The sequence below is a fragment of the Pararhodobacter sp. genome (assembly GCF_034676545.1).
GTDB lineage: Bacteria > Pseudomonadota > Alphaproteobacteria > Rhodobacterales > Rhodobacteraceae > Pararhodobacter.
This window is the reverse complement of the sequence record NZ_JAUCBZ010000015.1, coordinates 2531006-2555441: the sequence shown is the minus strand read 5'-3', so window position 1 is coordinate 2555441 and position 24436 is coordinate 2531006. Positions and strand designations below refer to the sequence as shown.

The following is a 24436-nucleotide window of genomic DNA, read 5'->3' as shown; positions in this document are numbered from 1 at the left end:
TATCCGACACAAGCGGTCTTGCGCGGCGTGACCCTATGCGCCGCAGGATTCAGGCGGTGATGACCATCGTCCTCGTCGTTCTGGCACCGATCCTGGTTCTGGCGACCGTCGGTGTCTTGGGACCTTTCGCCATTTCGCCAAACCTCCCGTCGTTGCGGCTCGTTTTGCTGGCCGACCTGGTCTATATCCTGGTCGTCGCCGCGTTGGTGTTGGGTCGCATTGCGCGGATGATTGCGGCAAGGCGTTCACGTTCGGCCGGGTCGCGGCTGCATTTGCGGCTGTCCGCGCTGTTCGCGTTCATCGCGCTGGTGCCTGCGATCACCGTTGCTGTCTTCGCGGTCATAACCATCAATATCGGACTTGAAGGGTGGTTTTCGGAGCGGGTCCGCAATGTGGTTGGAACCTCACTCGCGGCTGCCGAGGCTTATCAGGATGAACAAGAACGCAGCCTGATTGCAGATGGCGAGGCCGTCGCCGGTGTGTTGGAGCGCGCGCGCGCGATGAACCCCATGATATCCGAGGGCGAGATACGGCAGATTTTGAGCCAGGCCCAATTGGGGATCCAACGGGGGCTTCGCGTGGCGTTTGTCATCGACACCACGGGCGGGCTCCGCGCGCGGGGCGATCGCTCGTATCTATTTGATTTTGTTCAGCCAACGCCCGAAGATCTTGCGCAAGCCGCGCAGGGTGACCTGATCTTGATCAAGGATTGGCCCAACAGCGAATTTCGCGCGCTGGTGCCGTTGGATGGGTATTCTGACCGATTGCTGTATGTTGCACGCGCAGTCGACGGCGAGATCTTGCGATTGCTCGACGACACGCAGCAAACCATCCAGCTTTACAACCAGTTGGAATCCGAACGGGGCCGCGTGCTGTTCAATTTCGGCCTTCTGTACCTCGCCTTTGCGATCATTCTGATACTGGCGGCAATCTGGCTGGGCATGTGGTTTGCCGAAGGCCTTTCTCGGCCCGTCGGGCGTCTTGCCGAGGCCGCTGAGCGTGTCGGCGAGGGCGATCTGGACGTGCAGATCATTGAAGAGCGCGGCGATGACGAAATCGCGACCATGGGACGGGTGTTCAATCAGATGACCCGCCAGCTCAAGGGTCAGCGTGATGCCTTGTTGAGCAATACACGGCAGATCGAGGAACGCCGCCGCCTGTTTGATTCCGTTCTGGGGTCTGTGACGGCGGGCGTCATCGGGTTGGACGGCGAAGGCCGGGTTGCGTTTGTCAATCGTGCCGCGGAATCCCTGACCAAGATCGATTCTGTCGGTGTTGCGCATCAATCGTTGGCCGCCGTCGTGCCCGAGTTCGAACCGCTGTTGCGTCGCTTGCAGCAGGGCGAGGGCAGCATGTTCGGGGGCCGTGTTCAAGACGAAGTGCGGCTGAGCCGGGCGGGTCGCTTGGAAAGCTTGCTGGTTCGGGTGGCCGAACGTCGAACGGCAGCGGGCGATCTGGAAGGCTATGTGATTGCTTTTGACGACGTCACCGATCTGGTTTCCGCACAGCGGATGGCGGCGTGGGGCGATGTTGCGCGCCGGATTGCCCATGAGATCAAGAACCCACTGACGCCGATCCAGCTCTCTGCGGATCGTATCAAACGCAAGTTTGGCCGCCTGTTGCCATCGGAAGACGCCGAATCCCTCACCTCTTTGACGGATGTTATTGTTAGGCAAACCAACGACTTGCGGCGCATTGTTGATGAGTTTTCACGGTTTGCCCGTATGCCGGAACCGGATCGCAGACCCACGGATCTGGTGCAATTGCTGCGCGACGCGCTGACGTTGCAAGAAGCCGGGCAAGAGTTGGTCACGTTCACCGCGCACCTGCCTGAGGATCCCGTGTCTCTGGAAATCGATTCGACGATGATCATGCAGGCGGTGACCAATTTGCTCAAGAATGCGGGTGAGGCGACCGAAGGGTTGATCGAGGCCGGTCGCGCGCCCGAAGGCTATGTCCCGCGTATTGTGGTCCGGATGTCGGTGGATAGCACGCGTGCGGCGATTACCATTGCCGACAATGGGTTGGGCCTGCCCGAGGATCGCGCCCGCCTGTTTGAGCCCTACGTTACGACGCGAGAAAAAGGCACGGGCTTGGGCTTGCCGATCGTCAAGAAGATCATTGAAGAGCACGGTGGCACGCTGGAGTTGCGTGACGCCCCAATCATGGAGGGCTGCGTGCATACTGGCGCGATGGCTGAAATTCGGCTTCCGATTTTGCGCACGATGCGCAATGGCCGCAACGAGAATGGGCAGCAGGTATGAGTGATATCCTGATCGTCGACGATGAGCGCGACATTCGAGAGTTGATTTCCGAGATATTGCGAGACGAGGGGTATTCGACCCGCCTGGCACAGAACTCAGACGAAGCCATGGCCGCCGTCGAGGCTGAACCGCCCATGTTGATGATCCTCGACCTTTGGCTCAAGGACAGCCAGATGGACGGAATTGGCATTCTGATGGCCGTCAAACGCGAGTACCCAGAAGTGCCGGTTGTCATCATTTCAGGCCACGGCAATATTGAAATCGCAGTCGCGGCGATCAAGAAGGGCGCTTATGACTTTATCGAAAAGCCCTTTAATATCGACCAGTTGCTGGTCGTAATCGGGCGCGCGATGGAAACCTCGAGGCTGCGCCGCGAGAACACGAAATTGCGCAAGCGCGATCCGGCCCAGCGGATATGATCGGCCAGAGTCAGGTCATGAAAGTCCTGCGCAGCAATTTGGGCAAGGTGACGCGCTCGAATGGCCGGGTGATGCTGACCGGGCCTTCGGGCAGCGGCAAGGAGGTTGCCGCGCGGTTTATTCACGCCCAATCCAACCGTGCAAGCGCTGCCTTCGTCACGGTGTCTTGCGCGGCGATCGAGCCCGAAAAAATGGAACTTGTACTGTTTGGCCAGGAGGGAGGCACGCGGGGCGTGATTCCAGGGCTTCTGGAGCAAGCGCATGGCGGTATCCTCTATCTTGACGAGGTCGCCGATATGCCGCTTGGCACGCAATCCAAGATCCTGCGTGTGCTGGTCGATCAGACCTTCATGCGGGTTGATGGGTCGGAAAAGGTCAAGGTCGATCTGCGGGTCATTTCCTCGACGACGCGCGATCTGCGGGCCGAAATTTCGCCGGGAATTTCCGCCAAGAGCTTTACGACCGGCTCAATGTGGTGCCAATCGCGGTGCCATCCCTGGCCGAACGCCGTGATGATATTCCACTTCTGGCCGGTCATTTCATCGAGCTTCTGCACCAGACTCAGGGCTTGGCAAAACGCGAGATCTCCACGGAAGCCGAGGCGCAATTGCAATCGATGAATTGGCCCGGAAACATTCGGCAGCTGAAAAACGTCATCGAGCGCGCGTTGATCCTTGGCGATGGTCAGGGCCCCATCGAAGCGCGAGAATTGATGTCCTCACCCGCGGGCGAGGAGGAAGAGGGGCGCGTCGTCCTGGCGGGTGGTCTTGCGACCTTGCCACTGCGAGAGGCGCGCGAGTTGTTTGAACGTGAGTATCTTCTGACCCAGATCAACCGCTTTGGCGGGAATATCTCGCGTACTGCCGCATTTGTCGGTATGGAACGCTCTGCGCTGCATCGCAAACTCAAATCCTTGGGTGTGAACACGGCGGCATTGTCGGGGGGGCGCGGGAATTGGGATGACGAATAAGGGTGTAACGCTATGAAAGTCATCATTTGTGGTGCCGGTCAGGTCGGTTGGCAAATTGCGCGGCAACTGTCGGGCGAAGCCAATGATGTGTCCATTGTCGACAACAACCCAGCGCTCGTGCGCCGCGCGACGGATACCTTGGAGGTTCAAGGCGTCGTCGGCTTTGCCTCGCATCCCGATGTGTTGGCACAGGCAGGCGCGCGCGAAGCCGATATGCTGATTGCCGCGACGCATTCGGACGAGGTAAACATGGTTACCTGTCAGGTCGCGCACTCGGTATTTGGCGTCACCCGAAAGATTGCCCGTTTGCGCGCACAATCTTATCTGGCGCCGCAATTCTCGGAGCTTTTCGGCCGCGAGCATTTGCCGATTGACGTGGTCATCAACCCCGAGCAGGAAGTGTCGCGCGCCGCGTTGCGCCGGATCGCCGCGCCCTCCACCTTCGACGTCCAGGATTTTCTGGATGGCACAGCGCGGCTGGCCGGGATTTCGCTCGACGCGGATTGCCCGGTGCTGAACACACCCCTGCGCCAATTGACCGAGTTGTTTTCAAGTCTGCGGGCAATCGTTGTCGGTGTCCGGCGGGCGGGAAAGATGTTTGCGCCCGAGCCCGGTGACCAGTTGTTCGAGGGCGACCAGATCTATGTCGTCTCGGAAAGCAGTGATCTTGGCCGAACGCTGGCGATTTTTGGTAAACCCTTGGCAAAACAAGAAAGAATCGTCATCATTGGCGCGGGAAATGTGGGCCTTGCCGTCGCGCGGGAACTCGAAAACCACCCCGACCGCATCCGCGTGAAGGTCATCGAACGCGACCGTGCCAAGGCCGAGGAAGCCGCCGACCTGTTGGAGCGCACGATTGTCTTGCACGGCGACGGGATGGACAGCGAGTTGTTGATCGAAGCCGGGATCGACAGTGCCGATGCGGTGTTGGCCGTGACGGACGATGACAAGACCAACCTTTTGACATCGGTTCGCAGCAAGGCCATGGGCTGCAAATTGGCAATCGCACTGGTCAACGATCCGTCTTTGGTGCCGCTCCTCGACCCGTTGGGGATTGACGCGCACATCAACCCGCGCGCCACCACGGTCAGCTCGATTTTGCGGCATGTTCGCCACGGTCGCGTTCGGTCGATTTACACAGTCGGCGATGGCGAGGCCGAGGTCATCGAGGCGCAAGTCCTCTCCACCTCGCCGCTCGCCGGGCGCGCCATCGGAAATATCGGCTTTCCAGAGGGCGCACTGGTGGGGGCGGTCCGAAAACGAGGCGTCTTCGTGAAGCCGATTGGCAGCACCGAACTCGAAGTCGGTGACCTATTGGTGATCTTTGCCTTGAGCAATGATGTGCCCGAGATCGAGCGTTTGCTGCAGGTCGCGGTGGAGTATTTCTGAGATGCAGGTGCGGCTCGCAAAGGTTCCTTTGCTGGTCACAATGATCGGCGCGACGGGACTCTTGATGCTGGTGCCGTCGGCCAAGGCGTTTGCCGATGGGCAATCGCCCGTCGGTCGGGATTTCCTCTATTCGGGCTTGGCATGCACTTTGTTTGCGGTGTTTCTGGCGCTTGCCATGACCGGACAAGAACGCAAACACAGCCGCAGCGACGGGCTTTTTCCACTGCTGACGGCCATTTACCTGTTGATCCCCGCCGTGATGGCAATACCCGTCGCCGAGAGCTTGCCTCAGTTCCGTTTTGTGGATGCGTGGTTCGAAATGATTTCGAGCTTCACCACAACCGGTGCGACCTTGATCGACTTGCCGCGCCGGGTGCCCGCAGCGGTGCATCTTTGGCGCGGCATGGCGGGCTGGATGGGTGGCTTGTTCATTCTTTCTGCAGCAACCGCCTTGCTGGCACCCCTGAGGCTTGGTGGCTATGAACTGATTCGCCGCAATTTGGGATCTGGCACAAGTGCCGGGGTGGTGACCTTGTCGCCCGGCGCGCGTTTGCAGTCCCATGCCGCCATAGTCCTGCCCGCGTTTGCCGGTCTCACAATGGCACTTTGGGTGCTGCTGACGATGATGGGGGTGCCCGGTTTTGACGCGTTGATGCAGTCAATGGCGACGCTCTCGACGTCTGGAATTTTGCCGCGTGAAATTTTGGGCGGCATCGGACTCGGTGCCGAGATCTTGATCTTTGCCTTTCTCGCCATCGCTTTGAGCCGCCGGTTTTTGCCCGGACACGGCGGTCGCCGAATGGCGTTGCGTCAAGATCCGGAGTTGCGCACAGCCGCGACCATCATTGCGCTGGTGTCCCTGTTCGTTTTGGCGCGTCATTGGGCCGGGGCATTTGAAATTCGTGAAGGCGAGAATTTGCCGGCCATGGGGCGCGCGGCGTGGGGTACTGCCTTCACCAGCCTGTCTTTCTTGACCACAACCGGTTTCGTCAGCCAGGACTGGATTGCCAGTCGAGTCTGGTCAGGGCTGACCCCGCCGGGCTTGGTGTTGATGGGGCTGGCGTTGTTGGGAGGGGGCGTGGCCACCACGGCAGGCGGCGTCAAACTGTTGCGCATATATTCCCTGATGCGTCTTGGACGGGCTGAGGCGGAACGCATGATTTATCCGTCAATTGTCACGGGCGGCAGTGAATATGACCGCTTCCTCGCGACCACTGGTGCGCGTTCGGCGTGGCTCTTTGCCATGGTGTTCGTTCTTGTGTCCGTTGCCGTCGTCGCCTTGTTGCTCTTGACCGGTATGAGCCTTGAAACGGGACTGATTTTCACCGTGGCGTCGATGTCGAACACAGGCCCCTTGGCAGCGGTTGCCGGCGATGCACCGCTGTACTGGGTCCTTTTGAACGATCCTGCACGCACGGTTCTGGCATTGGCAATGATTCTGGGTCGGCTGGAAATCCTTGTGTTTTTGGCGTTGATTCTGGGGCGTGTGCAGCGCAAATGATTGCTGCGGTGGATGGTCACAGTGTGCGCCGGGACCTTCGTCGTGTGGAAAAGCCTGTTAGAGCGCTGATTCGGCGCTATTTTGGTCTAGAAACTTGTTTGTGCTGCCTTCATACTCGCGCAAACGGGAGGGGTCTTCGCAGGCATTTTGCGGCGTAGGCCAATAAAAAAAGGTAAATATAATGGCCGTTGAAAAACAGAATTTGCAGGATGCGTTTTTGAACCATGTTCGCAAGAACAAGGTTCCGGTGACGATTTTTTTGATCAACGGGGTCAAATTGCTGGGGGTTATCACCTGGTTTGATAACTTCTGCGTCTTGTTGCGCCGTGAAGGGCAAAGCCAACTTGTCTATAAACATGCGATTTCCACGATCATGCCGGGCCAACCCATCTCACTGTATAATGGTGAAGAATAAACGCGCCACAGGCGGTCGGTCGTGACCTCTGACATCAAGGAAACGAGCAATGCCGGCGGTAACAAGCGCCAGCGTGCCTTGGTGCTGCATCCCGACATACGCGGCTCGGATCACCTCAGGGCGGCGGACTCTGCGTTGGCAGAAGCCTTGTCACTGGCAGAAGCGCTGCCGGGGATCGATGTGGTTGACGCACAGGTTGTCAGATTGCCGCGTGCGCAACCCGGCATGTTGTTCGGGTCTGGTAAAGTTGCCGAGATCAAACAGAGAATCGAGCGCGATGAGATCAATCTGGTCTTGATCGACGGTCCGGTTTCCCCCGTTCAGCAGCGAAATCTTGAAAAGGAGTGGGGTGTCAAACTGCTGGATCGCACGGGTCTCATCCTCGAGATTTTCGCGGATCGGGCTCGCACGCGCGAGGGCGTCTTGCAGGTCGAACTGGCAGCCTTGACCTATCAGCGAACACGGCTGGTACGGGCCTGGACCCACCTGGAGCGTCAACGTGGCGGTTTGGGGTTTGTCGGCGGACCCGGGGAAACGCAGATCGAGGCGGATCGCCGTGCGATCGATTTGCAGGTCGTCCGGCTCAAGCGCCAACTCGAAAAAGTGGCGCGAACCCGCGAGTTGCATCGAGAGGCCCGGCGGCGGATCCCCTATCCGGTGGTCGCGCTCGTTGGCTATACCAACGCCGGAAAATCGACACTTTTCAATCTGTTGACCGGCGCAGATGTGATGGCAAAAGACATGCTTTTTGCCACGTTGGATCCCACCATGCGCGCGATTGCCTTGCCGGGTGGTTTGCAGGTCATCTTGTCGGATACGGTTGGGTTCATCTCGGATCTGCCCACTCAGTTGATCGCGGCGTTTCGGGCAACCCTGGAGGAGGTGCTCGAGGCCGATCTGATCCTGCATGTCCGTGATATCGCGCATCCTGAAACCGAAGCGCAATCGCAGGATGTGGACTTCGATTCTGGCCGATCTGGGCGTTCGTGAGGGCGTGCCGCAACTGGAGGTCTGGAACAAGATTGACCTGCTGCCTGAGGATGAACCGCGGCGAACCGTTGCCGCGCGCCGGGATTCGGTTGTTGCGGTCTCTGCTCTGACCGGGCAGGGCCTCGAGGCGTTGGTCGAGGCCATAAGCACCGCCTTGGGCGAAAGCCGTTCACAAGATGTCGTCGAAATCGGACATGAGCAAGGGCGGGCGCGGGCCTGGGCCTATGAGGAAGGCATCGTGCGCTCGGAAAGCCCCACGGACGATGGAACTTTGCTCGATGTTTCGTGGTCCCCGCGACAGCGACGCCAATTCGAGGCGCTGTTGATTGGCCCGGATTGATCCATCATTCCTCGTCATCGTCGGTTACCAACGAGATTTCGCCCGCATCCACCAGATCACGCAATGATGCGACGACAGCGGCCATCGCTGATTCGGCGTCTTTCATCTTGACCTTGCCACGGGTTTCAACCTCATCGCGCAGGGTTGCGGCCATGCGCTGCGACATATTGGCCAAGAGAAACTCCGCTGAGCGCCCTTCATCGCTGTCAGGAACTGGCAGCGCCGCCGCGAGTGCCGTCACCAAATCGTTTTGTGGCACCTCCCGCAGCACCTTGGGAACGTCGCGCGGGTTCAGGCGCTCATGGATATGGGCGAAAGTGAAGATGGCCTTGCGGACCCCGTCGGCGAAGCTCTCATCTTGTGCGCTCAAGCCCTCCAACAGGGCCTGTCGTACCGGCGCGGCGGCCGAATTCAGAATGGCGCCAACCCGCGCCGCAGGTGCGACGGGGAAAGCCCGGGTGGACGCCCGTCCAATTCGCGCGCGAGTGAGTTTCCGATGCGGGCAACCATCGTCGGCGCAATGCCTTCGGTCAGTGAAACGGCATAGGCGACGCGGCGCGCGCGTTCACCCGGCATCTTCCCCAACAGCTCCGCCGCGCGACCAACGGGGAGCTTCGAGAGGACAACAGCCGCGACCTCTGCGCTTTCGGGTTCGAGGATCTCAATCAGAGTGTCCGCGGGTGCTGACAAGATCCGCGCCCAGGGATCCGCGCCATCCCGTGACCGTGCCATCAGTTGCAATTTGGCCGCCGCGCCAGGGCTCAATCGGCCATCGAGCACCTTGAGCGCGCCGTCGATACCGCCCGGAAAACTGAGGCCAACCTGTTCCAATGTCTCGACAAATTCTGAAATCACCGAGGACATCGTCTCGCGATCGACAAGCCGCATCTGGCCAATCTGCTCCGTCAGGGCTGTTTGAACATCCTCTGGCAGATCGGAAAGTTTGAGATCGGCCCCCTCCGTCAGCAGCAGACGCACCATGATCGCCGCCTTCTGCCGTCCGCTCAACGCCTGGATGCGCCGCCCCGAAGGGCTGGTGGCAACGCGCGACGCGGGCTTGGAGCCCACCGTTGCATGAAGCGAGGACGCGGGCGTGGAGACGGCAGGAACCGTTGCGTTTTCTGTAGACATGGACCCATCCAACTGAACTGAAGTCCATCATGCGCCATAGCGGTTAACTGTCGGATAACGTCGGGAAAAAACCCAGGGTTGCGGGGGTTTGATCCAAATCAAGGCGTCAGCCAGATATCGCCTTTAGGGATGATGGGGATGGATCAGGAGTTACCATTCGCTTGATCTTCATCTCCCGTTTCCGGGCGCACCTCCCTGCGTCTGGTACTTTTTCGCCGCGAGACCTCCCTCTCGCGGCGTTCTTTTTTTCGGGTCACAGACTTGGCTTATGGATCGGCTTTCGCGGCCGCCGCCTCAAGCTCAGCCGCGCGTTTCTCAACCAATTCAACGATATGATTGACCATTTCGGCATTCGATTGCTTGTGGCTTTGCTTGCCCGCCAAATAGATCATCCCGGATCCGGCACCACCGCCGGTAAAACCGATATCCGTCATCAGCGCCTCACCGGGGCCGTTGACCACGCAGCCGATGATACTCAGGCTCATCGGGGTCTTGATGTGCGACAAACGGTCCTCAAGCGTTTCGACCGTCTTGATCACGTCAAAACCCTGTCTTGCGCAGGAGGGGCAAGAGATGATCTGCACGCCACGCGTCCTGAGCCCCAGGGATTTCAGGATTTCATAGCCCACGCGGACCTCTTCGACCGGGTCCGCCGATAGTGACACACGGATCGTGTCGCCGATTCCAGCCCAGAGCAGATTGCCCATGCCGACCGCCGATTTCACCGCGCCGGCGACGAACCCGCCAGCCTCGGTGATGCCGAGGTGGATTGGCGCATCGGTGGCCTCGGCGAGTTGTTGATAGGCCGCGGCCGCCAGAAACACATCCGAGGCTTTGACGCTGATCTTGAACTCGTGAAAATCGTTATCCTGCAACAGCTTGATATGATCGAGGCCGGATTCCACCATCGCCGCGGGGCAGGGCTCGGCGTATTTGTCGAGCAGGTGCTTTTCCAACGATCCGGCGTTCACGCCGATGCGAATCGAACAACCGTGATCCCGCGCTGCCTTGATCACGTCGCGGACGCGCGACGCCGAACCGATGTTGCCCGGATTGATCCGCAGACAGGCGGCCCCGGCCTCGGCGGCTTCGATCGCCCGTTTATAGTGAAAATGGATGTCTGCCACAATCGGCACCGGGCTTTCGCGCACAATCTCGCGCAGGGCCTGAGTTGAGGACTTATCGGGCGTCGATACCCGCACAATATCGGCGCCGACGTCATACGCCGCAATGATCTGCGCCAGAGTTGCCTTGACGTCGGAACTATCGGTGTTGGTCATGGTTTGCACCGAGATCGGCGCGTCGCCCCCAACCGGAACCGACCCCACCATGATCTGGCGCGATTTACGGCGTTCGATATTGCGCCAAGGACGGATCGGATTGTGGGTCATTTCGGTACCATAGGCAAAGCAAAGTCAGACTGCAGACATAAGCCCGAGGTCGGCGCGTGACAATGCAGGGGGGCAAATGAAAAGGCCCGCTGCGACGCGGGCCTCAGGATTATTGATCGCGCAACTGCGCCACATGGACCGCAAGATCCGCGTCTCGGCCAAGGTCCGCCACCTGATACTGTTCCCGCAACGCGGTGGAATCCAGCGCCACGTTGCGCACAACCTGCGCGCCGGGGGCCGCCGGGCCATAGGCCTGACCGTTGATCAGGAAATAGACCGAACTGGAATTGCCCGAATGCAGGGTTGGCGGTTCTTCGGTTTGCGGGATTGTGTAACGTTCACCCGCGTCCATGATGCGCTCGAAAATAACCGTGCCATCCGCCGCCCGCACGCGCAGCCACGAGGGTCGGACCGCAAGCAGTTCAACCGTATCGGGACCCGCGGCCAGAACCTGAGGGGCGGCGTCATTGCTTTCACCGGCCAGCGCTTGCGCGACGGCATCGTCGGTCGAAATGCCGACACGCGTGATCGGCTCGCTGACGTCCGGGACAATTGCCGCAATCGGACCATCCCGCGGGATCAGGACCGGTGTATCCAAAGCCTGCGGCCGTGCGATCCGCACAATGCCTTCGGCGCCGGATCTTGAGGCTGTTCCCAGCGCATCGGTCGAGCCGGTACCCTGCGCCGAGGTCAATGGATCGGTGTCGATGCCAGAGGCCACGCGTGTCGCGCTCGGGGTGAGAGGATTGAAATCGCTCACGACGTTCGGAACCATATCGGCGGGCGCGACCTGAACGCGTTGAACCTCTTTGAGGACGGTGAAGCCTGCATAACCAAGACCAACGATCAACGCCACCAAGACGGTAACGGACCCCAAGGCACCCGGTTCTATCCGTTTCCAGAAAGGGTCAGGATCAGGCAGGAGACCGACACCGCGCAACGGATTGCTGCGATCATACGCAGGCTGCGACTTTACGGCGCGCGTTGATGATCCGCCGGCTCCGGACATGCCATGCGCGACCTGAAAATCATGCTCCAGACAAAAGCGCTCATAGACCCACTCCGGGTCCATGCCCAGGTACCGCGAATAGGAGCGCACGAAGCCCGCCACAAAACTTGGGGTCTCAAAAATATCGAGGTCGCCATTTTCGATTGCCGCGATATGCGCCGCACGAATGTGCAGTTCCCGTTGCACGTCCAGCAAGGACTTGCCCAAGGTCGCCCGTTCTCCACGCAAGACATCTCCAAGCCTCAGTTCGAAATCATCGAACCCACGAGGCCCTTCCTCTGTCTGCACCGGAGGCTCTTCCTTCCGCCAGATCATTCGCATTGTCCCTGCTTGTTACCGCTCGAATCGGGCCGATTGGCGGGGAAACCTGATTGCGGCGGGATATCCACAACCGAGTCGCTCCACAACGACCTCTTGTCCAAATCTTAGCAGAAAGTAAAAAACAATTGAAGTGTAAGGCGTTACTAAGCGGACATCTCGGCACGATTTAGCGCACAATGCGACCAAAGCCGATCCATGGCGCGCACGACCCGGTCAATTTCCTTGGGGTCGTGAACCGGTGACGGGGTAAAGCGCAAACGCTCGGTCCCGCGCGGCACGGTGGGGAAATTGATCGGCTGTACATAGATGCCGAATTGCTCCAGCAACATGTCCGAAATGGCCTTGCAATGCACCGGATCGCCGACATGCACCGGCACGATATGGCTGCCATAGTCAATAATCGGCAGGCCCATCGCCTTGAGGCGGTTTTTCAGAATGCTTGCGTATTCCTGCTGTTTGTCGCGAAGGCCCTGATCGGTTTTCAGATGCTTGATCGACGCTGCACAGCCCGCCGCGATCGCCGGCGCCAGTGACGTCGTGAAGATGAAGCCCGGCGCGTAAGACCTTATTGCATCAACCATTTTTGCGCTTGCCGCAATGTAACCACCCATCACGCCATAGGCTTTGGCCATCGTGCCGTTGATGATGTCGAGACGATGCATCAGACCGTCACGCTCTGCCACGCCAGCGCCGCGCGGGCCGTACATGCCCACGGCGTGAACCTCGTCAATATAGGTGAGGGCGTTGAATTCATCCGCCAGATCGCAGATCGCTTCAATCGGGCCGAAATCGCCGTCCATGGAGTAGATGGATTCAAACGCGATGAGCTTTGGTGTCTCGGGGTCATCCGCCGCCAAAAGCTCCCGCAGATGATCAACGTCATTGTGGCGGAACAGGCGCTTCTGCCCGCCATTGCGGCGCACGCCTTCAATCATCGAGGCGTGGTTCAGCGCGTCGGAATAAATGATCAAGCCGGGGAACAGCCGGGGCAGGGTGCTGAGTGTCGCATCATTGGCAATATAGGCCGAGGTGAACACCAACGCGGCCTCTTTTTGATGCAGATCCGCAATCTCGGCTTCCAGGCGCTTGTGATAGACGGTTGTTCCGGAAATGTTGCGCGTACCGCCAGAGCCCGCGCCGGTCGCGTCCAAGGCCTCATGCATCGCGCTCAAAACCGCAGGGTGCTGCCCCATGCCGAGATAGTCATTGCCACACCAGACGGTGATTTCCTTTTCGGTTCCGTCCGGGCGACGCCAGACCGCATGGGGAAACTGACCCTTCTTGCGCTCGATATCAATAAAAGTCCGATAGCGGCCTTCGTCGTGGAGGCGCTGCAGGGCGGTGTCGAGAGCGGAGTCGTAGGTCAATGGTCTCTCCTTGGCGAACTCTGAGCACGAGGTCGAAGGTGTGGTCGATTATCTGCGTAATCTATGCATGTTTGAATGCGATGGAAACATGACGTGGATCAATTGAAAAAAGTGTTGCACCCTCACCTTTTTGTCGGATTCAGGCTCAATCTACGATGACAATGGCACAATCGGCAACATTTGTATCGCCTTGGCACGCCGATATCGCATTCTCCTGGGCATTAACCCCCAGACCGATTCCCCACAATCCCGAACTTGCAGAGATCGCAAACGCCCGCGCCCCCCGCTCCTGGCGATAGGTATCCTCAAATCCCGTCGTGGCATCCGCGCTCAGTTGCAGGGCGCGCGCCTCCCATCCCCGGGGGCGAACCTCCATCGCGATGACGCAAGACGCACCGCCACTGCGGCGCTCATTGCAGCCCGACAAAGCCGCGTCGCGCGCCGCCTCGATGGAGTGGTAATTGGCCGACATCACCGTCGGCTCTGCCATGATTCCGTCGGCGGGAGCGAAGGCCAGAGCGGCATAATATTTCTGAGTTTGCGCAACCTGAACCAGCGTCGCGATCTCCTGCTCGGTCAACCCGGTTGTATCATAACGCACAACCTCAGGGCGCTCATCGAGAAACAGCAAGCTGCGTGCGGTATCGGTGTCTACCGGATCAGCAAATGCGCCCAGCGGCACGGCGATGACGGACAGTACCAAGGCAGACGCAAGAATGGGACGACGGATCATGGGATACTCCTGAACGCAAATGCTGCAATCTTTTACAGGGTCTGCGCACAGATTGCAGCCCCCAGAACGGCGGCTTTAGCGCACACATTCGGTTGATTTGAACCCGGGCCGTGACGTCATCGGCAAGAACTCGCCGGCCACTGGACTTCTTGCGCGTCAGAGGGCTAGGCTGCGGTAACTCAGACAGGGAAATCCGATGACCATGACCTCCCCCATAGACCCCGTACTCGCGCATGTTGACACGCATCTGGACCAGTCGCTCGAGCGCTTGCTGGACCTGTTGCGGCTGCCGTCGATTTCCACCGACCCGGCCTTCAAGGCCGATTGCGACCGCACGGCGGATTGGATGGTGTCGGAACTGTCCGATCTTGGTTTTATGGCGAAAAACACCCGACCACCGGGCATCCGATGGTCGTGGCGCATGGCGACGAGAAAGACGGCCTGCATGTGCTGTTTTATGGCCATTATGATGTGCAACCCGTGGATCCGTTGTCGCTTTGGGCGCGCGACCCGTTTGACCCGGCTGTCGAAGATACCGCCGATGGCAAGGTGATCCGGGGCCGTGGCGCGGCGGATGACAAGGGCCAGTTGATGACCTTTGTCGAGGCCTGTCGCGCATGGAAAGCGGTCCACGGCGCCCTGCCGATCACCGTCTCGATGTTCTTTGAAGGCGAGGAGGAAAGCGGCTCGCCGTCCTTGGTGCCTTACATGAAAGAACACGCCGACGCGCTCAAGGCCGATCTGGCGCTGATTTGTGACACCGGCATGTTTGACCCGCAAACCCCGGCGATCACCACGGCGCTGCGCGGCTTGGCAAAACTGGAAATGGTGATCACGGGCCCCGACAAAGACCTGCATTCGGGCATGTATGGCGGGGCGGCGATCAATCCGGCGCGGGTTCTGGCGCGGATCATCGCGGACCTGCATGATGACACGGGCCGTATCACGCTGGACGGGTTTTACGACGGCGTTCCAGAACTGAGCAACGCGCAACGCGCACAATGGGAGAGCCTGGGCTTTGATGCCGAAGGTTTTCTGAAAGGCGTCAACCTGAGCGTTCCTGCGGGCGAGCAAGGCCGCAGCGCGCTGGAGATGATCTGGTCGCGGCCCACCTGTGAAGTGAACGGGATGACATCCGGCTACACGGGGGCCGGCTTCAAGACCGTGCTGCCGTCAAAAGCGTCGGCAAAAATCAGCTTTCGACTGGTCGGCACGCAAGACCCTGCGGCCATTCTGAAATCCTTCAAAGCCCATGTCGCCGCACGTCTGCCCGCAGATTGCACATGCGAATTCTTCGATGCCGAGGGTGCACCCGCCACGGTCATGCCGATTGATCACCCGGCGTTCGAGGCGGCGCGCGTGGCGCTTTCGGACGAATGGCCACGCCCGGCCGCGTTTATCGGCTGCGGTGGCTCGATCCCGATTGCCGGGTATTTCCAGACGATCCTCGGCATGGATTCGCTGCTGATCGGGTTTGGCCGCGATGACGACCAGATCCATTCACCCAATGAGAAATACGACCTTGAGTCGTTCCACAAAGGGATTCGCAGTTGGGTCCGGGTGCTGGACGCCTTGTCGCGCGTTCAAGGCGCATGACGAAAGACGGCGAGGGTCAGGATGATCCACAGACCCACACCGCCCAATATCAGTGATGCCCCCAGCGCCAGACCGGGCCGTGCCAAGGTGATGGCCAAGGGTAGAAGGCCAGCGCGCTGCAAAAGGGGTGGGCGCTTGTACGGGGCAGGCAGGACGCGCCCCTTACAGGCGAACCGACGATCCCGGTCAACAGCATAGGCACCCGATTTGCTGAAGGACGCACCGTTTGCAGCCCCGTGGCTATCGCGCGCAACACCAATTCAAAACCGCCGCTCCGGGAGGCGAGCGGTGTTTGTGGGAATGGGGCGCGTCGAAACCTGGGTCATGGGCATAGGTCGGCCGATCTGCACAAAGGGCTCAATCGGCGCTTGACGCGTCTTGGCCGGGCGGGCACCGTCGGCCAAAATTCAAGGGAAAACCCCATGCAGAGCATTTCGCAATCGCCAACCGATCCTGCCTTTGTGCAAAACCCTTATGCCTTTTACGCTCGCGCACGGGCCTTGGGCCCGGTGGTCTATTGGCAGGATTATGGGTTGCCCTGCGTTTTCGGTCATGCCGCCGCCAATGCAATCCTGCGCGATCGCCGCTTTGGCCGCGAAGTGCCTGAGTTCAAACGCAAACCCATCGCCGCCCACACTGCACCCTTTTATGCCGTCGAGGCGCATTCCATGTTGGAACTGGAGCCGCCGCGCCACACGCGTCTGCGCTCTCTGGTTCTGCGCGGGTTCACCTCGCGTCGCATCGCCGCCCTGCGTCCGGATATCGAAGCTCTGGCCCACCAGTTGATCGATGCCTTTCCAACCGGCAAGTTCGACCTGCTGCCCGCCTTTGCCGAGGCCATTCCGGTGATCATCATCGCGCGTCTACTGGGGGTGCCCGAGACGATGAAAGATCAGCTTTTGCGCTGGTCGCATGATATGGTGAGCATGTATCAGGCCGGGCGCACGCGCGAGATGGAAGAAGCCGCCGCCCGCGCCAGTGCCGAGTTCGCTGGTTTCATGCGCGGCTATGTCGATGAACGTCGCGCGCACCCGGCGGATGATCTGATCACCAGTCTGATTCAGGCCGAGGAGGCGGGCGAAAAGCTGTCAACCGATGAGCTGATCACGACCTGCATTCTGCTGCTGAACGCGGGCCACGAGGCCACCGTGCACGGCATCGGCAACGCCGTCAAAACGATCCTGGAGGCGGGGGGGCCGCGCGATTGGCTCTCGCCGGAAAAGCGGGACGCGACCATCGAGGAAACGCTGCGTTTTGACCCGCCTTTGCATATGTTTACGCGTTGGGCCTATGAACAGATCGAGGTCATGGGGCATGTGTTCGAGCCGGGCGACGAGGTTGGCGTGATGCTGGCCGCCGCCGCGCGTGATCCCGGCCCGTGGGAGAATCCCGACGTGTTTGATCCTGAGCGCGTGGCCAAGCCGCATCTGGCGTTCGGCGTCGGGCTGCATTTCTGTGTCGGCGCACCGCTTGCAAGGCTGGAAATGACCGCCGCCTTGCCGATTCTATTCGACCGCGTGCCCGGATTGCGTCTGGCCGAACCGCCCCAATACGCAGATCGGTTTCACTTTCATGGCCTGTCCTCTCTGATGGTCGAGCGCTGACCGACACTCAGGCCGATGGATTTTCCCGTCGCCACTTGGCCCAAGCCTCGGGTGTATCCAGATCGGTGGTCGCATGATGAGCGGGCAGGGCGATTGACTGTGGCGTGAAGCGCCGCAGAATGCCGCGCGCGCCTGTGTCGCCCTTCAACGCCTCGAACATCGGTAACGCCTGGGGTGGAAACACCACGGGATGCCCTGGTTTTCCGTCGACGTCGGATGCGCAGAGCGCCTGGCCTTTATAGCCCGCCGCCATGGTCGCAAAGTCCTGCGCGGTGACGTCCGGCATATCGGCCGGGCAAATCATCAGAGCCGCTCCCTGCGCCCATTTCGCCGCCGCACGCAGGCTGGCGCTCATGCCGGTGTGCGCATCGGGAATTGTCAGGAGGGTCACATCCAGATCGGCAACCGCGCGATGCCGGTCCGGGCTCTCGGTCGGCAGGGTGACGGCAACCGGGCCAATTCGCGCCGCCAAAGCCGCAAGGGCCTGCCGTCTCAACAACGGCAGGCCCTCGATGGTTTCAAGCAGTTTGTCTCGCCCGTTCATGCGGCGCGACGCGCCCGCCGCCAGAAGCACAAGCTTGATCGGCTTGGGTGTCACCGCTCTGGGATCAGGCCACGCGGCGCGAAGCGCAGGAAGAACAACAGGGCTGCGCCCATCATGATCAAACGTGTATGCGCGGATTGTTCCAGCAGATGCAACTTGACCGCATTGTCGTTGGCCATGCCTGCTGTCAGGAATTCCATCGCCGCACGCCCCAGAGGCTCGGCCTGAACCCACAGGAACCAGATGATGAAGCCACCCAGAACCGAGCCCCAATTGTTGCCCGACCCCCCGACAATCACCATCACCCAGATCAGGAAAGTAAAGCGCAGGGGTTCGTACGAACCCGGGGTCAATTGGCCGTCGAGCGTGACCATCATCGCGCCCGCCAGACCACACACGCCCGATCCCAGAACGAAGATCATCAAATGCCGGGCCTTGACGTCCTTGCCCATGGCGCGGGCGGCGATTTCGTTGTCACGAATGGCGCGCATCATGCGGCCCCAAGGCGAGTTGAGGGCCAGTTCGGACAGGATGATCAAGATGATCAGGACAACGCCAAACAGCAGCGCATATCCGATTTTCTCAACAATCGAGGCCATTTCGATCAGCGAGATCCCGGTGCTGTCCGAGAATGACTGCACCCAGCCGGCCGCTTGAAGGTCGACCGGGCGGGGGATGGCACGCGGCAAGCCCGCGACGTTGTTCACGCCACGCGACAACCACCCCTCGAATTTCAACACCGCAATGACGATTTCCGAAATGCCAAGCGTCGCGATGGCCAGGTAATCCGACCGCAGGCCAAGGCTGATTTTGCCGATGACCCACGCCAATCCGGCAGCGAACAGGGCGCCGACCGGCCATGCAAAGAGCACGGGCAACCCGGCACCGCCAAGGAAACCTTCGGTCGCAGGGTTCACGCTGGAAATCGCATCGCGTGCCGGGGCAAAGACCAGACGCGTGACGAAATAACCAATCACCAGAATGGCGATCAGGGCGATAACGCGGCGCGCCCCTTCGGCATACGCTTCCATGCCGCAATCGCCGCAAGAACCGTGGCAGCCCCCAAGGCCAGACCGAGCAGCGCGCCAAATCCGCCCGCGCGCCAGGCCTCTGGAACCGGTTCGACCGAGACCAGCACCACAGCCAGACCACCAATGGCCGTGAAGCCCATGATACCGACGTTGAAAAGGCCCGCATAACCCCATTGAATATTCACCCCAAGCGCCAGAATGGCCGAGATGAGACTCATGTTCAGGATCGTGAGGGACAAGGTCCAGCTTTGATGGAGGCCTGTAAAGACCAGCGCCAAGGCAACCAATCCGAACAGAATGAATGAACGTACTGTGGGGTTCATACCGACTTCCCCTTGAAGATGCCTGTTGGACGGAACAGCAAGACCAAGACCAGCAGCGCAAAGGTCACTGCGAATTTGTAGTCAACGGGCAGAATTTGCAAAAGCCCGTCTGGCAGCCAGTTGTCGGGCAGGAAATATCCCGCGAAACGCCGCCAGGCATAGGTGATGCCGAGTTCGGCAAAAGCCACGACATACCCGCCGACAATTGCCCCCAGTGGATTGCCCAATCCGCCCACGATCGCCGCCGCGAACATCGGCAGCAGCAGCTGGAAATAGGTGAAGGGGCGATAGGTCTTGTCGAGGCCGTAGAGGGTGCCCGCCAGAACCACCAGGATCCCGGTGATTGCCCAGGTGATCAAGACGACACGTTCGGGGTTGATGCCCGACAGCAGCGCCAGATCCTCGTTGTCCGAATAGGCGCGCATGGATTTCCCCGAGCGCGTGCGATTGAGGAACCAGAACAGGATCGCCATTGCAATCAAGGCGACAACGACCGTCAGAACTTGTGTCGTACGCAGCGCCAAACCCTCATCCAGGCCGGTCACTGCGCGAAAATCGCGGACCGAAAAGACAAAGCGCTCGCCGTCGGCAAAACTCTGCTCTCCGGGGCCGATCAACAGACGAGTTAGACCGTTGGTCACGAACATGACCCCCAATGACGCCATCACAAAGACAATCGGCTTGGCTTTGACCTTGCGATAAAAGCGGTAAACCGTCCGGTCAACCAACAACAGATAGCCAACCGTCAAGACCATGCCGATCGGCAAAGCCAGCAGCGCCGTGGGCAAGAAGCCCAGTGACACGCCCATGCTTTGAAACCACCATGTGGTCAAAATCACCGAAGCCGTGCCGAATGCCATCACATCGCCATGCGCGAAATGCGAAAAGCGCAGAGATTCCATAAATCAGCGTGATGCCCAACGCGCCTAGGGCCAGCTGGCTGCCATAGGCGAAGGCGGGAATAAGGACGTAATTGGCCAGCAGTACCAGTGCATTCAGGATTTCCATGAGACATCGCCCTCAAGTGAAAGAATCAGACAGTTCGGGTTATGCGTCATGTCTTAGCCCCCCAGGAAGCTGCGGCGGACTTCAGGATCAGCCAACAAGGCCTGCCCAGTGTCGGTGAAACGATTTGCCCCTTGCACCAAGACATATCCTTTGTCTGCAATATGAAGGGCTTGCCTTGCGTTTTGCTCGACCATCAAGATGGAAATCCCGGTGCGCGCGACTTCGATGATGCGGTCAAACAACTCGTCCATCACGATGGGCGATACCCCGGCGGTGGGTTCGTCCAGCATCAGGACCGACGGCTTGGTCATCAGCGCACGACCGACGGCCACTTGCTGGCGCTGACCGCCAGACAATTCGCCCGCCGCCTGATGGCGTTTGTCGCGAAGGATCGGAAACAGGTGATAGACCTGCTCCATCGTGTTGCGATAATCATCGGTGCGGATATAGGCCCCCATCTCAAGGTTTTCCTGAACCGACATCGAGGGGAAGATATTGTTGGTCTGGGGCACAAACCCCATGCCTTTGGCGACGCGCACCTGTGGCGACAGCGCGGTGATATCCTCGCCATTCAGCCGCACACTGCCTTTTCGCAGGTTCAACATCCCGAACACGGCCTTCATGGCCGTGGATTTCCCGGCGCCGTTGGGGCCGACGATCACGGCGATCTGGCCTTTGTCGACGGCAATCGTACAATCATGCAGGATGTCTGCGCCGCCGTAGCCGCCAGTCATCGAGTTGCCGATCAGGACGGGTTCTGTCGTGGTCTCAGACATGCTCTTCCCCAGCCTTGACTTTGTTTTTCAACCCTGTGCCCAGATAGGCCTCGATCACATGCTCATTGGCTTTGATCTCATCCAATGTGCCCTCGGCCAGAACCTTGCCCTCGGCCATGCAGATCACCGGGTCGCAAATGCGGCCGATGAAGTCCATGTCATGTTCGATCACGACGAAGGTATAACCGCGCTCCTTGTTCAGGCGCACAATTGCGTCGGCGATGGTGTTCAACAGGGTGCGGTTCACGCCTGCGCCGACTTCATCCAGGAAAACGATCCGCGCGTCAGTCATCATGGTGCGGCCAAGCTCGAGCAGCTTTTTCTGCCCGCCCGAGATCTGGCCCGCCTTTTCATCGGCGATGTGATCGATGGTCAGGAATTCCAGAACTTCGTCGGCCTTGCGACGCAGTTCAATTTCCTCCTGCTTGATCCGTGCGCGGTGGAACCACGTTGACCACAGGTTTTCACCCGATTGGTCGGGCGGCACCATCATCAGGTTCTCGCGCACCGTCATCGAGGAAAACTCATGCGCGATCTGGAACGTGCGCAGAAGCCCTTTGTGAAATAATTCATGCGGTTCCAGGCCGGTGATATCCTCACCAGCCATTGTCACCTTGCCCGAGGTTGGCTTGAGAACCCCGGCGATGACGTTGAACAATGTGGTTTTTCCGGCACCGTTTGGCCCGATCAATCCGGTGATCGACCCTTCGCCAATGCGCAGTGTTGCACCGTCAACGGCGTGAAATCCGCCAAAGTGCTTGTGCAGGTTCTCGACCTGGATCATCCGTCCCCCCTTTGACTTGGGCGCCCCCTCTATGCGGGTGGGCTTTTACCCAAAAATGGCCCGGAGAGTGAAATCCCCCGGGCCATGTTATTTACACGCTAGGCTTGCAATACCTTAGTGGAACTGCACCGTTTCGAACGCGCCATCCACGACGTTGAACTCACGGTAGCTGCCCGAAGCTTCGCCAAAGCCGATCAGCTCGACGTTGGTGGCGCCCTGGTAGTTGATCTCACCACCGGCAGCGAGGATCTCGAGGCCGCGTGCCAGATCGCCTGCAAGGATTTCCTCACCGGGAGCGTTGGCAACGTTCAACACGTTGGCCGCGATTCCAGCCGGGGTTGCTTCGCCTGCCGCTTGCGCTGCCAGCATCAGCAGGGCCGCTGCGTCATACGATTCAGCAACATAGGAGCTTGCGCCATTGATGCCTGCTGCGGTGTAGACATCCACAAAACGCGCGGCTGCGTCACCGGTTGCCCATGGCACGGTGCCGACGAGACCCGCGGCTGCGTCACCAATGCGAGGCAGCAGATCGTCCGAGTATACGCCGTCGCCGATGAAGAACTGATCAAAGGCACCCAGATCGTACGAGGTGCGGATCATGCTGCCGCCGCCGTCCACATAGCCCAACACCATCAGCGCTTCGCCACCGGCCGATGCCAAGGCACCAACTTCCGCCGAATAATCGCCTTTGGCTTCTTCGTGTGGGACGGTCGCGGTCACGGTGCCGCCCGCTGCGGTGAATGCGTCGTTGAACGCGGTTGCCAAGCCCAGACCATAGTCGTTGTTGGTGTGCGTGGTTGCAACGCTGGTGATGCCACGGCGCACCAGAATGTCAGCCAGAACCTGACCCTGACGGGCGTCCGACGGCGAGGTGCGGAAGAACAGGCCGCCCGAATCGAAATCGGAGAAGCCGGGCGACGTGGCCGACGGCGAGATCATCGGAATGCCGTTGGTCATCGCGACGTTTTCCAGCACCGCACGAGTCACGCCGGAACAGTCGGCGCCCATGATGGCGACAACATTATCCGAGGTCACCAGACGCTCTGCGGCTGCTTGTGCGACCGAGCTGTCGATGCACGAGCTGTCTGCACGAATGCCGTAAATCATGGTGCCCGACAAGATGCCGCCCGATGCGTTGACTTCGCTGATCGCCAGCTCCGCACCTTCCGCCATCATTGGCGTGATCGACTCGAGCGGGCCCGTGAAGCCCAGCAAGATGCCGATATTGATGTCATCGGCAAAGGCACCGCCTGCGGCGAGGGCCGACACTGCGCTGGCAAGAAGAAGTTTTTTCATGAAGTGCTCCCAGTGGTTGTTGGTCTAGTTTCTTGTATCGCAGGACATTAGCGCCTGAAAACCTGTTTGAACAGAGGGGCTGTGTTCAAAATAACGCGGGGTTTTTCAGCGCCAAAGTGCCCCGGTCTTTGATCGGATCCAAAACCGCGGCGTCATTCAAGATCATCCAGGGAATCGGTGTCCTCGTCGGTGGGTTCGGCACCCAATTCGTCATCCATGCCATGCGCGCCGCGTTCGCGGTAAGGGGTCGTGCCGTATTGTGCGCGGTAGCATTTCGAGAAATGCGACGGCGAGGCAAAGCCACAGGCCAAGGCCACGTTGATCACACTCAAATCCGTTTGCATCAGCAGGTTCCGCGCCCGTGCCAGCCGTAATTCCATATAATAGCGTTTCGGGCTGCGGTTGAGATAGCGGCGGAACAGACGCTCCAACTGGCGAGTCGACATGCCCACCTCTTCGGCGAGCTCGGCGGGTGATACCGGTTCCTCGATGGATTGTTCCATCCGTTCGATGACGCGGCTCAGGCGCGGGTGGCGCACGCCGATGCGGGTCGGAATCGACAGGCGTTGAATATCACGGTCGGTGCGAATCGTCGTGTAGATCAACTGATCGGCAACGGAATTGGCAAGATCCTTGCCGTGATCATCGGCGATCAGCGTCAGCACCAGATCAATCGACGCCGTGCCTCCGGCGGCTGTCAGGCGGTTGCCATCAATAACGAAAACCGATTTCGTCAGGTCGGTTTCGGTGAATTCCTCCAGAAAGCCATCCCGGTTCTCCCAATAAATCGTCGCGCGCCGACTGTCCAGCAAACCGGCGGCGGCCAGCGTATGTGCGCCGGTGCAGAGCCCACCAATCACCGAACCCTTGCGCGCAACCTTTCGCAACCAGGCTTTCACTGACTGGGTTGTATTGCCCCGCACCCCGAGGCCACCGCACACCAGGATGACGTCATCGCGCCCCACATCCCCCAACCCGCCATTCACATGGACAAGGGTGCCGTTGGAGCAGGCCACGCTTTCACCGCTTTCAGACAACACGCTCCATGTATAGAGCGTCTGACCGCTCATCCGGTTGGCGATCCGCAGCGGCTCGATCGCCGCCGAGAAGGACAAAAGCGTGAACTCATTGAGTAACACAAACACAAAATGCCGCCGGCGCGCGGCGTCCTTGGCCCCTCGTGTCGACGCTGGCGCAGAGGCAGTCGCCGGTGAGCGCCCCAAAGGGGGCCGTG

At 59.8% G+C, this 24436-nt stretch carries 16 protein-coding genes and 5 pseudogenes; 8 read left to right on the top strand and 13 right to left on the bottom strand.

The features are described from left to right. Positions 1-59 precede the first annotated feature (59 nt). The 6 genes and pseudogenes from VDQ28_RS16050 to hflX all read left to right on the top strand — a co-directional run bounded on the left by VDQ28_RS16050 (position 60) and on the right by hflX (position 8288). The gene (locus VDQ28_RS16050) at positions 60-2264 is read left to right on the top strand and encodes a PAS domain-containing sensor histidine kinase (protein WP_323036881.1); all 2205 of its coding nucleotides are present in this window, start codon (positions 60-62) and stop codon (positions 2262-2264) included. Continuing rightward, a pseudogene (locus VDQ28_RS16045) lies at positions 2261-3653 on the top strand (sigma-54-dependent transcriptional regulator). The gene VDQ28_RS16050 and the pseudogene VDQ28_RS16045 overlap by 4 nt, the downstream one beginning before the upstream one ends. Before the next feature lie 12 nt (positions 3654-3665). After that, positions 3666-5042, top strand: a complete 1377-nt coding sequence (gene trkA, locus VDQ28_RS16040; protein ID WP_323036880.1) for a Trk system potassium transporter TrkA — start codon at positions 3666-3668, stop codon at positions 5040-5042. Positions 5043-5049: 7 nt separating this feature from the next. Beyond that, complete coding sequence (locus VDQ28_RS16035; protein ID WP_323036879.1) at positions 5050-6543, top strand: potassium transporter TrkG; 1494 nt, start codon at positions 5050-5052, stop codon at positions 6541-6543. A gap of 181 nt (positions 6544-6724) precedes the next feature. Beyond that, the gene (hfq, locus tag VDQ28_RS16030) at positions 6725-6958 is read left to right on the top strand and encodes an RNA chaperone Hfq (protein ID WP_323036878.1); all 234 of its coding nucleotides are present in this window, start codon (positions 6725-6727) and stop codon (positions 6956-6958) included. 81 nt (positions 6959-7039) lie between these two features. Further along, positions 7040-8288 (top strand): annotated as a pseudogene (hflX, locus tag VDQ28_RS16025) (GTPase HflX). Between the two features lie 4 nt (positions 8289-8292). Here the strand turns inward: hflX and VDQ28_RS16020 are convergent. The 6 genes from VDQ28_RS16020 to VDQ28_RS15995 all read right to left on the bottom strand — a co-directional run bounded on the left by VDQ28_RS16020 (position 8293) and on the right by VDQ28_RS15995 (position 14240). Then, positions 8293-8658: a FliG C-terminal domain-containing protein gene (locus tag VDQ28_RS16020; protein ID WP_323036877.1), complete on the bottom strand. Its 366-nt coding sequence runs from the start codon at positions 8656-8658 to the stop codon at positions 8293-8295. 41 nt (positions 8659-8699) lie between these two features. Further along, entirely contained in the window at positions 8700-9419 is a 720-nt protein-coding gene (locus tag VDQ28_RS16015) for a hypothetical protein (RefSeq protein ID WP_323036876.1), read from the bottom strand. A gap of 266 nt (positions 9420-9685) precedes the next feature. After that, positions 9686-10810, bottom strand: a complete 1125-nt coding sequence (ispG, locus tag VDQ28_RS16010; protein WP_323036875.1) for a flavodoxin-dependent (E)-4-hydroxy-3-methylbut-2-enyl-diphosphate synthase — start codon at positions 10808-10810, stop codon at positions 9686-9688. Between the two features lie 109 nt (positions 10811-10919). Beyond that, positions 10920-12047, bottom strand: coding sequence for a helix-turn-helix domain-containing protein (locus VDQ28_RS16005; protein WP_323036874.1), 1128 nt, complete (start codon positions 12045-12047; stop codon positions 10920-10922). 236 nt (positions 12048-12283) lie between these two features. Beyond that, positions 12284-13507: a 5-aminolevulinate synthase gene (hemA, locus tag VDQ28_RS16000; protein WP_323036873.1), complete on the bottom strand. Its 1224-nt coding sequence runs from the start codon at positions 13505-13507 to the stop codon at positions 12284-12286. A gap of 145 nt (positions 13508-13652) precedes the next feature. Continuing rightward, on the bottom strand, positions 13653-14240 hold the full coding sequence (locus tag VDQ28_RS15995; RefSeq protein WP_323036872.1) for a 5-aminolevulic acid synthase: 588 nt from the start codon (positions 14238-14240) through the stop codon (positions 13653-13655). Positions 14241-14436: 196 nt separating this feature from the next. Here VDQ28_RS15995 and VDQ28_RS15990 point away from each other — a divergent pair. Together VDQ28_RS15990 and VDQ28_RS15985 are read left to right on the top strand one after the other, a co-directional pair. Beyond that, positions 14437-15836: pseudogene (locus VDQ28_RS15990) on the top strand (M20/M25/M40 family metallo-hydrolase). Positions 15837-16258: 422 nt separating this feature from the next. Beyond that, positions 16259-17440, top strand: a complete 1182-nt coding sequence (locus VDQ28_RS15985; protein ID WP_323036871.1) for a cytochrome P450 — start codon at positions 16259-16261, stop codon at positions 17438-17440. 7 nt (positions 17441-17447) lie between these two features. Here VDQ28_RS15985 and VDQ28_RS15980 read toward each other — a convergent pair whose 3' ends face one another. The 7 genes and pseudogenes from VDQ28_RS15980 to VDQ28_RS15950 form a co-directional block, all read right to left on the bottom strand. Then, entirely contained in the window at positions 17448-18038 is a 591-nt protein-coding gene (locus VDQ28_RS15980) for a nucleotidyltransferase family protein (RefSeq protein WP_323036870.1), read from the bottom strand. Beyond that, positions 18035-19338, bottom strand: a pseudogene (locus VDQ28_RS15975) (branched-chain amino acid ABC transporter permease). The gene VDQ28_RS15980 and the pseudogene VDQ28_RS15975 overlap by 4 nt, the downstream one beginning before the upstream one ends. Then, positions 19335-20346 (bottom strand): annotated as a pseudogene (locus VDQ28_RS15970) (branched-chain amino acid ABC transporter permease). Before VDQ28_RS15970 ends, VDQ28_RS15975 begins: the two co-directional pseudogenes overlap by 4 nt. 53 nt (positions 20347-20399) lie before the next feature. Further along, entirely contained in the window at positions 20400-21122 is a 723-nt protein-coding gene (locus VDQ28_RS15965) for an ABC transporter ATP-binding protein (protein ID WP_323036869.1), read from the bottom strand. Next, positions 21115-21906: an ABC transporter ATP-binding protein gene (locus VDQ28_RS15960; RefSeq protein WP_323036868.1), complete on the bottom strand. Its 792-nt coding sequence runs from the start codon at positions 21904-21906 to the stop codon at positions 21115-21117. The genes VDQ28_RS15965 and VDQ28_RS15960 overlap by 8 nt, the downstream gene beginning before the upstream one ends. A gap of 114 nt (positions 21907-22020) precedes the next feature. Then, positions 22021-23202, bottom strand: coding sequence for an ABC transporter substrate-binding protein (locus VDQ28_RS15955; protein ID WP_323036867.1), 1182 nt, complete (start codon positions 23200-23202; stop codon positions 22021-22023). A 152-nt stretch (positions 23203-23354) separates the two neighbouring features. After that, entirely contained in the window at positions 23355-24347 is a 993-nt protein-coding gene (locus tag VDQ28_RS15950; protein ID WP_323036866.1) for a GlxA family transcriptional regulator, read from the bottom strand. Between the last annotated feature and the right edge of the window lie 89 nt (positions 24348-24436).

Excerpts from the sequence above, each read along its gene's own strand:
- VDQ28_RS15985 (WP_323036871.1), top strand. The coding sequence starts at position 16,259 with ATGCAGAGCATTTCGCAATCGCCAACCGATCCTGCCTTTGTGCAAAAC.
- VDQ28_RS16015 (WP_323036876.1), bottom strand. The coding sequence starts at position 9,419 with ATGTCTACAGAAAACGCAACGGTTCCTGCCGTCTCCACGCCCGCGTCC.
- VDQ28_RS16050 (WP_323036881.1), top strand. The coding sequence starts at position 60 with ATGACCATCGTCCTCGTCGTTCTGGCACCGATCCTGGTTCTGGCGACC.
- trkA (WP_323036880.1), top strand. The coding sequence starts at position 3,666 with ATGAAAGTCATCATTTGTGGTGCCGGTCAGGTCGGTTGGCAAATTGCG.
- VDQ28_RS15960 (WP_323036868.1), bottom strand. The coding sequence starts at position 21,906 with ATGATCCAGGTCGAGAACCTGCACAAGCACTTTGGCGGATTTCACGCC.
- hfq (WP_323036878.1), top strand. The coding sequence starts at position 6,725 with ATGGCCGTTGAAAAACAGAATTTGCAGGATGCGTTTTTGAACCATGTT.
- VDQ28_RS15995 (WP_323036872.1), bottom strand. The coding sequence starts at position 14,240 with ATGATCCGTCGTCCCATTCTTGCGTCTGCCTTGGTACTGTCCGTCATC.
- ispG (WP_323036875.1), bottom strand. The coding sequence starts at position 10,810 with ATGACCCACAATCCGATCCGTCCTTGGCGCAATATCGAACGCCGTAAA.
- VDQ28_RS15965 (WP_323036869.1), bottom strand. The coding sequence starts at position 21,122 with ATGTCTGAGACCACGACAGAACCCGTCCTGATCGGCAACTCGATGACT.
- VDQ28_RS15955 (WP_323036867.1), bottom strand. The coding sequence starts at position 23,202 with ATGAAAAAACTTCTTCTTGCCAGCGCAGTGTCGGCCCTCGCCGCAGGC.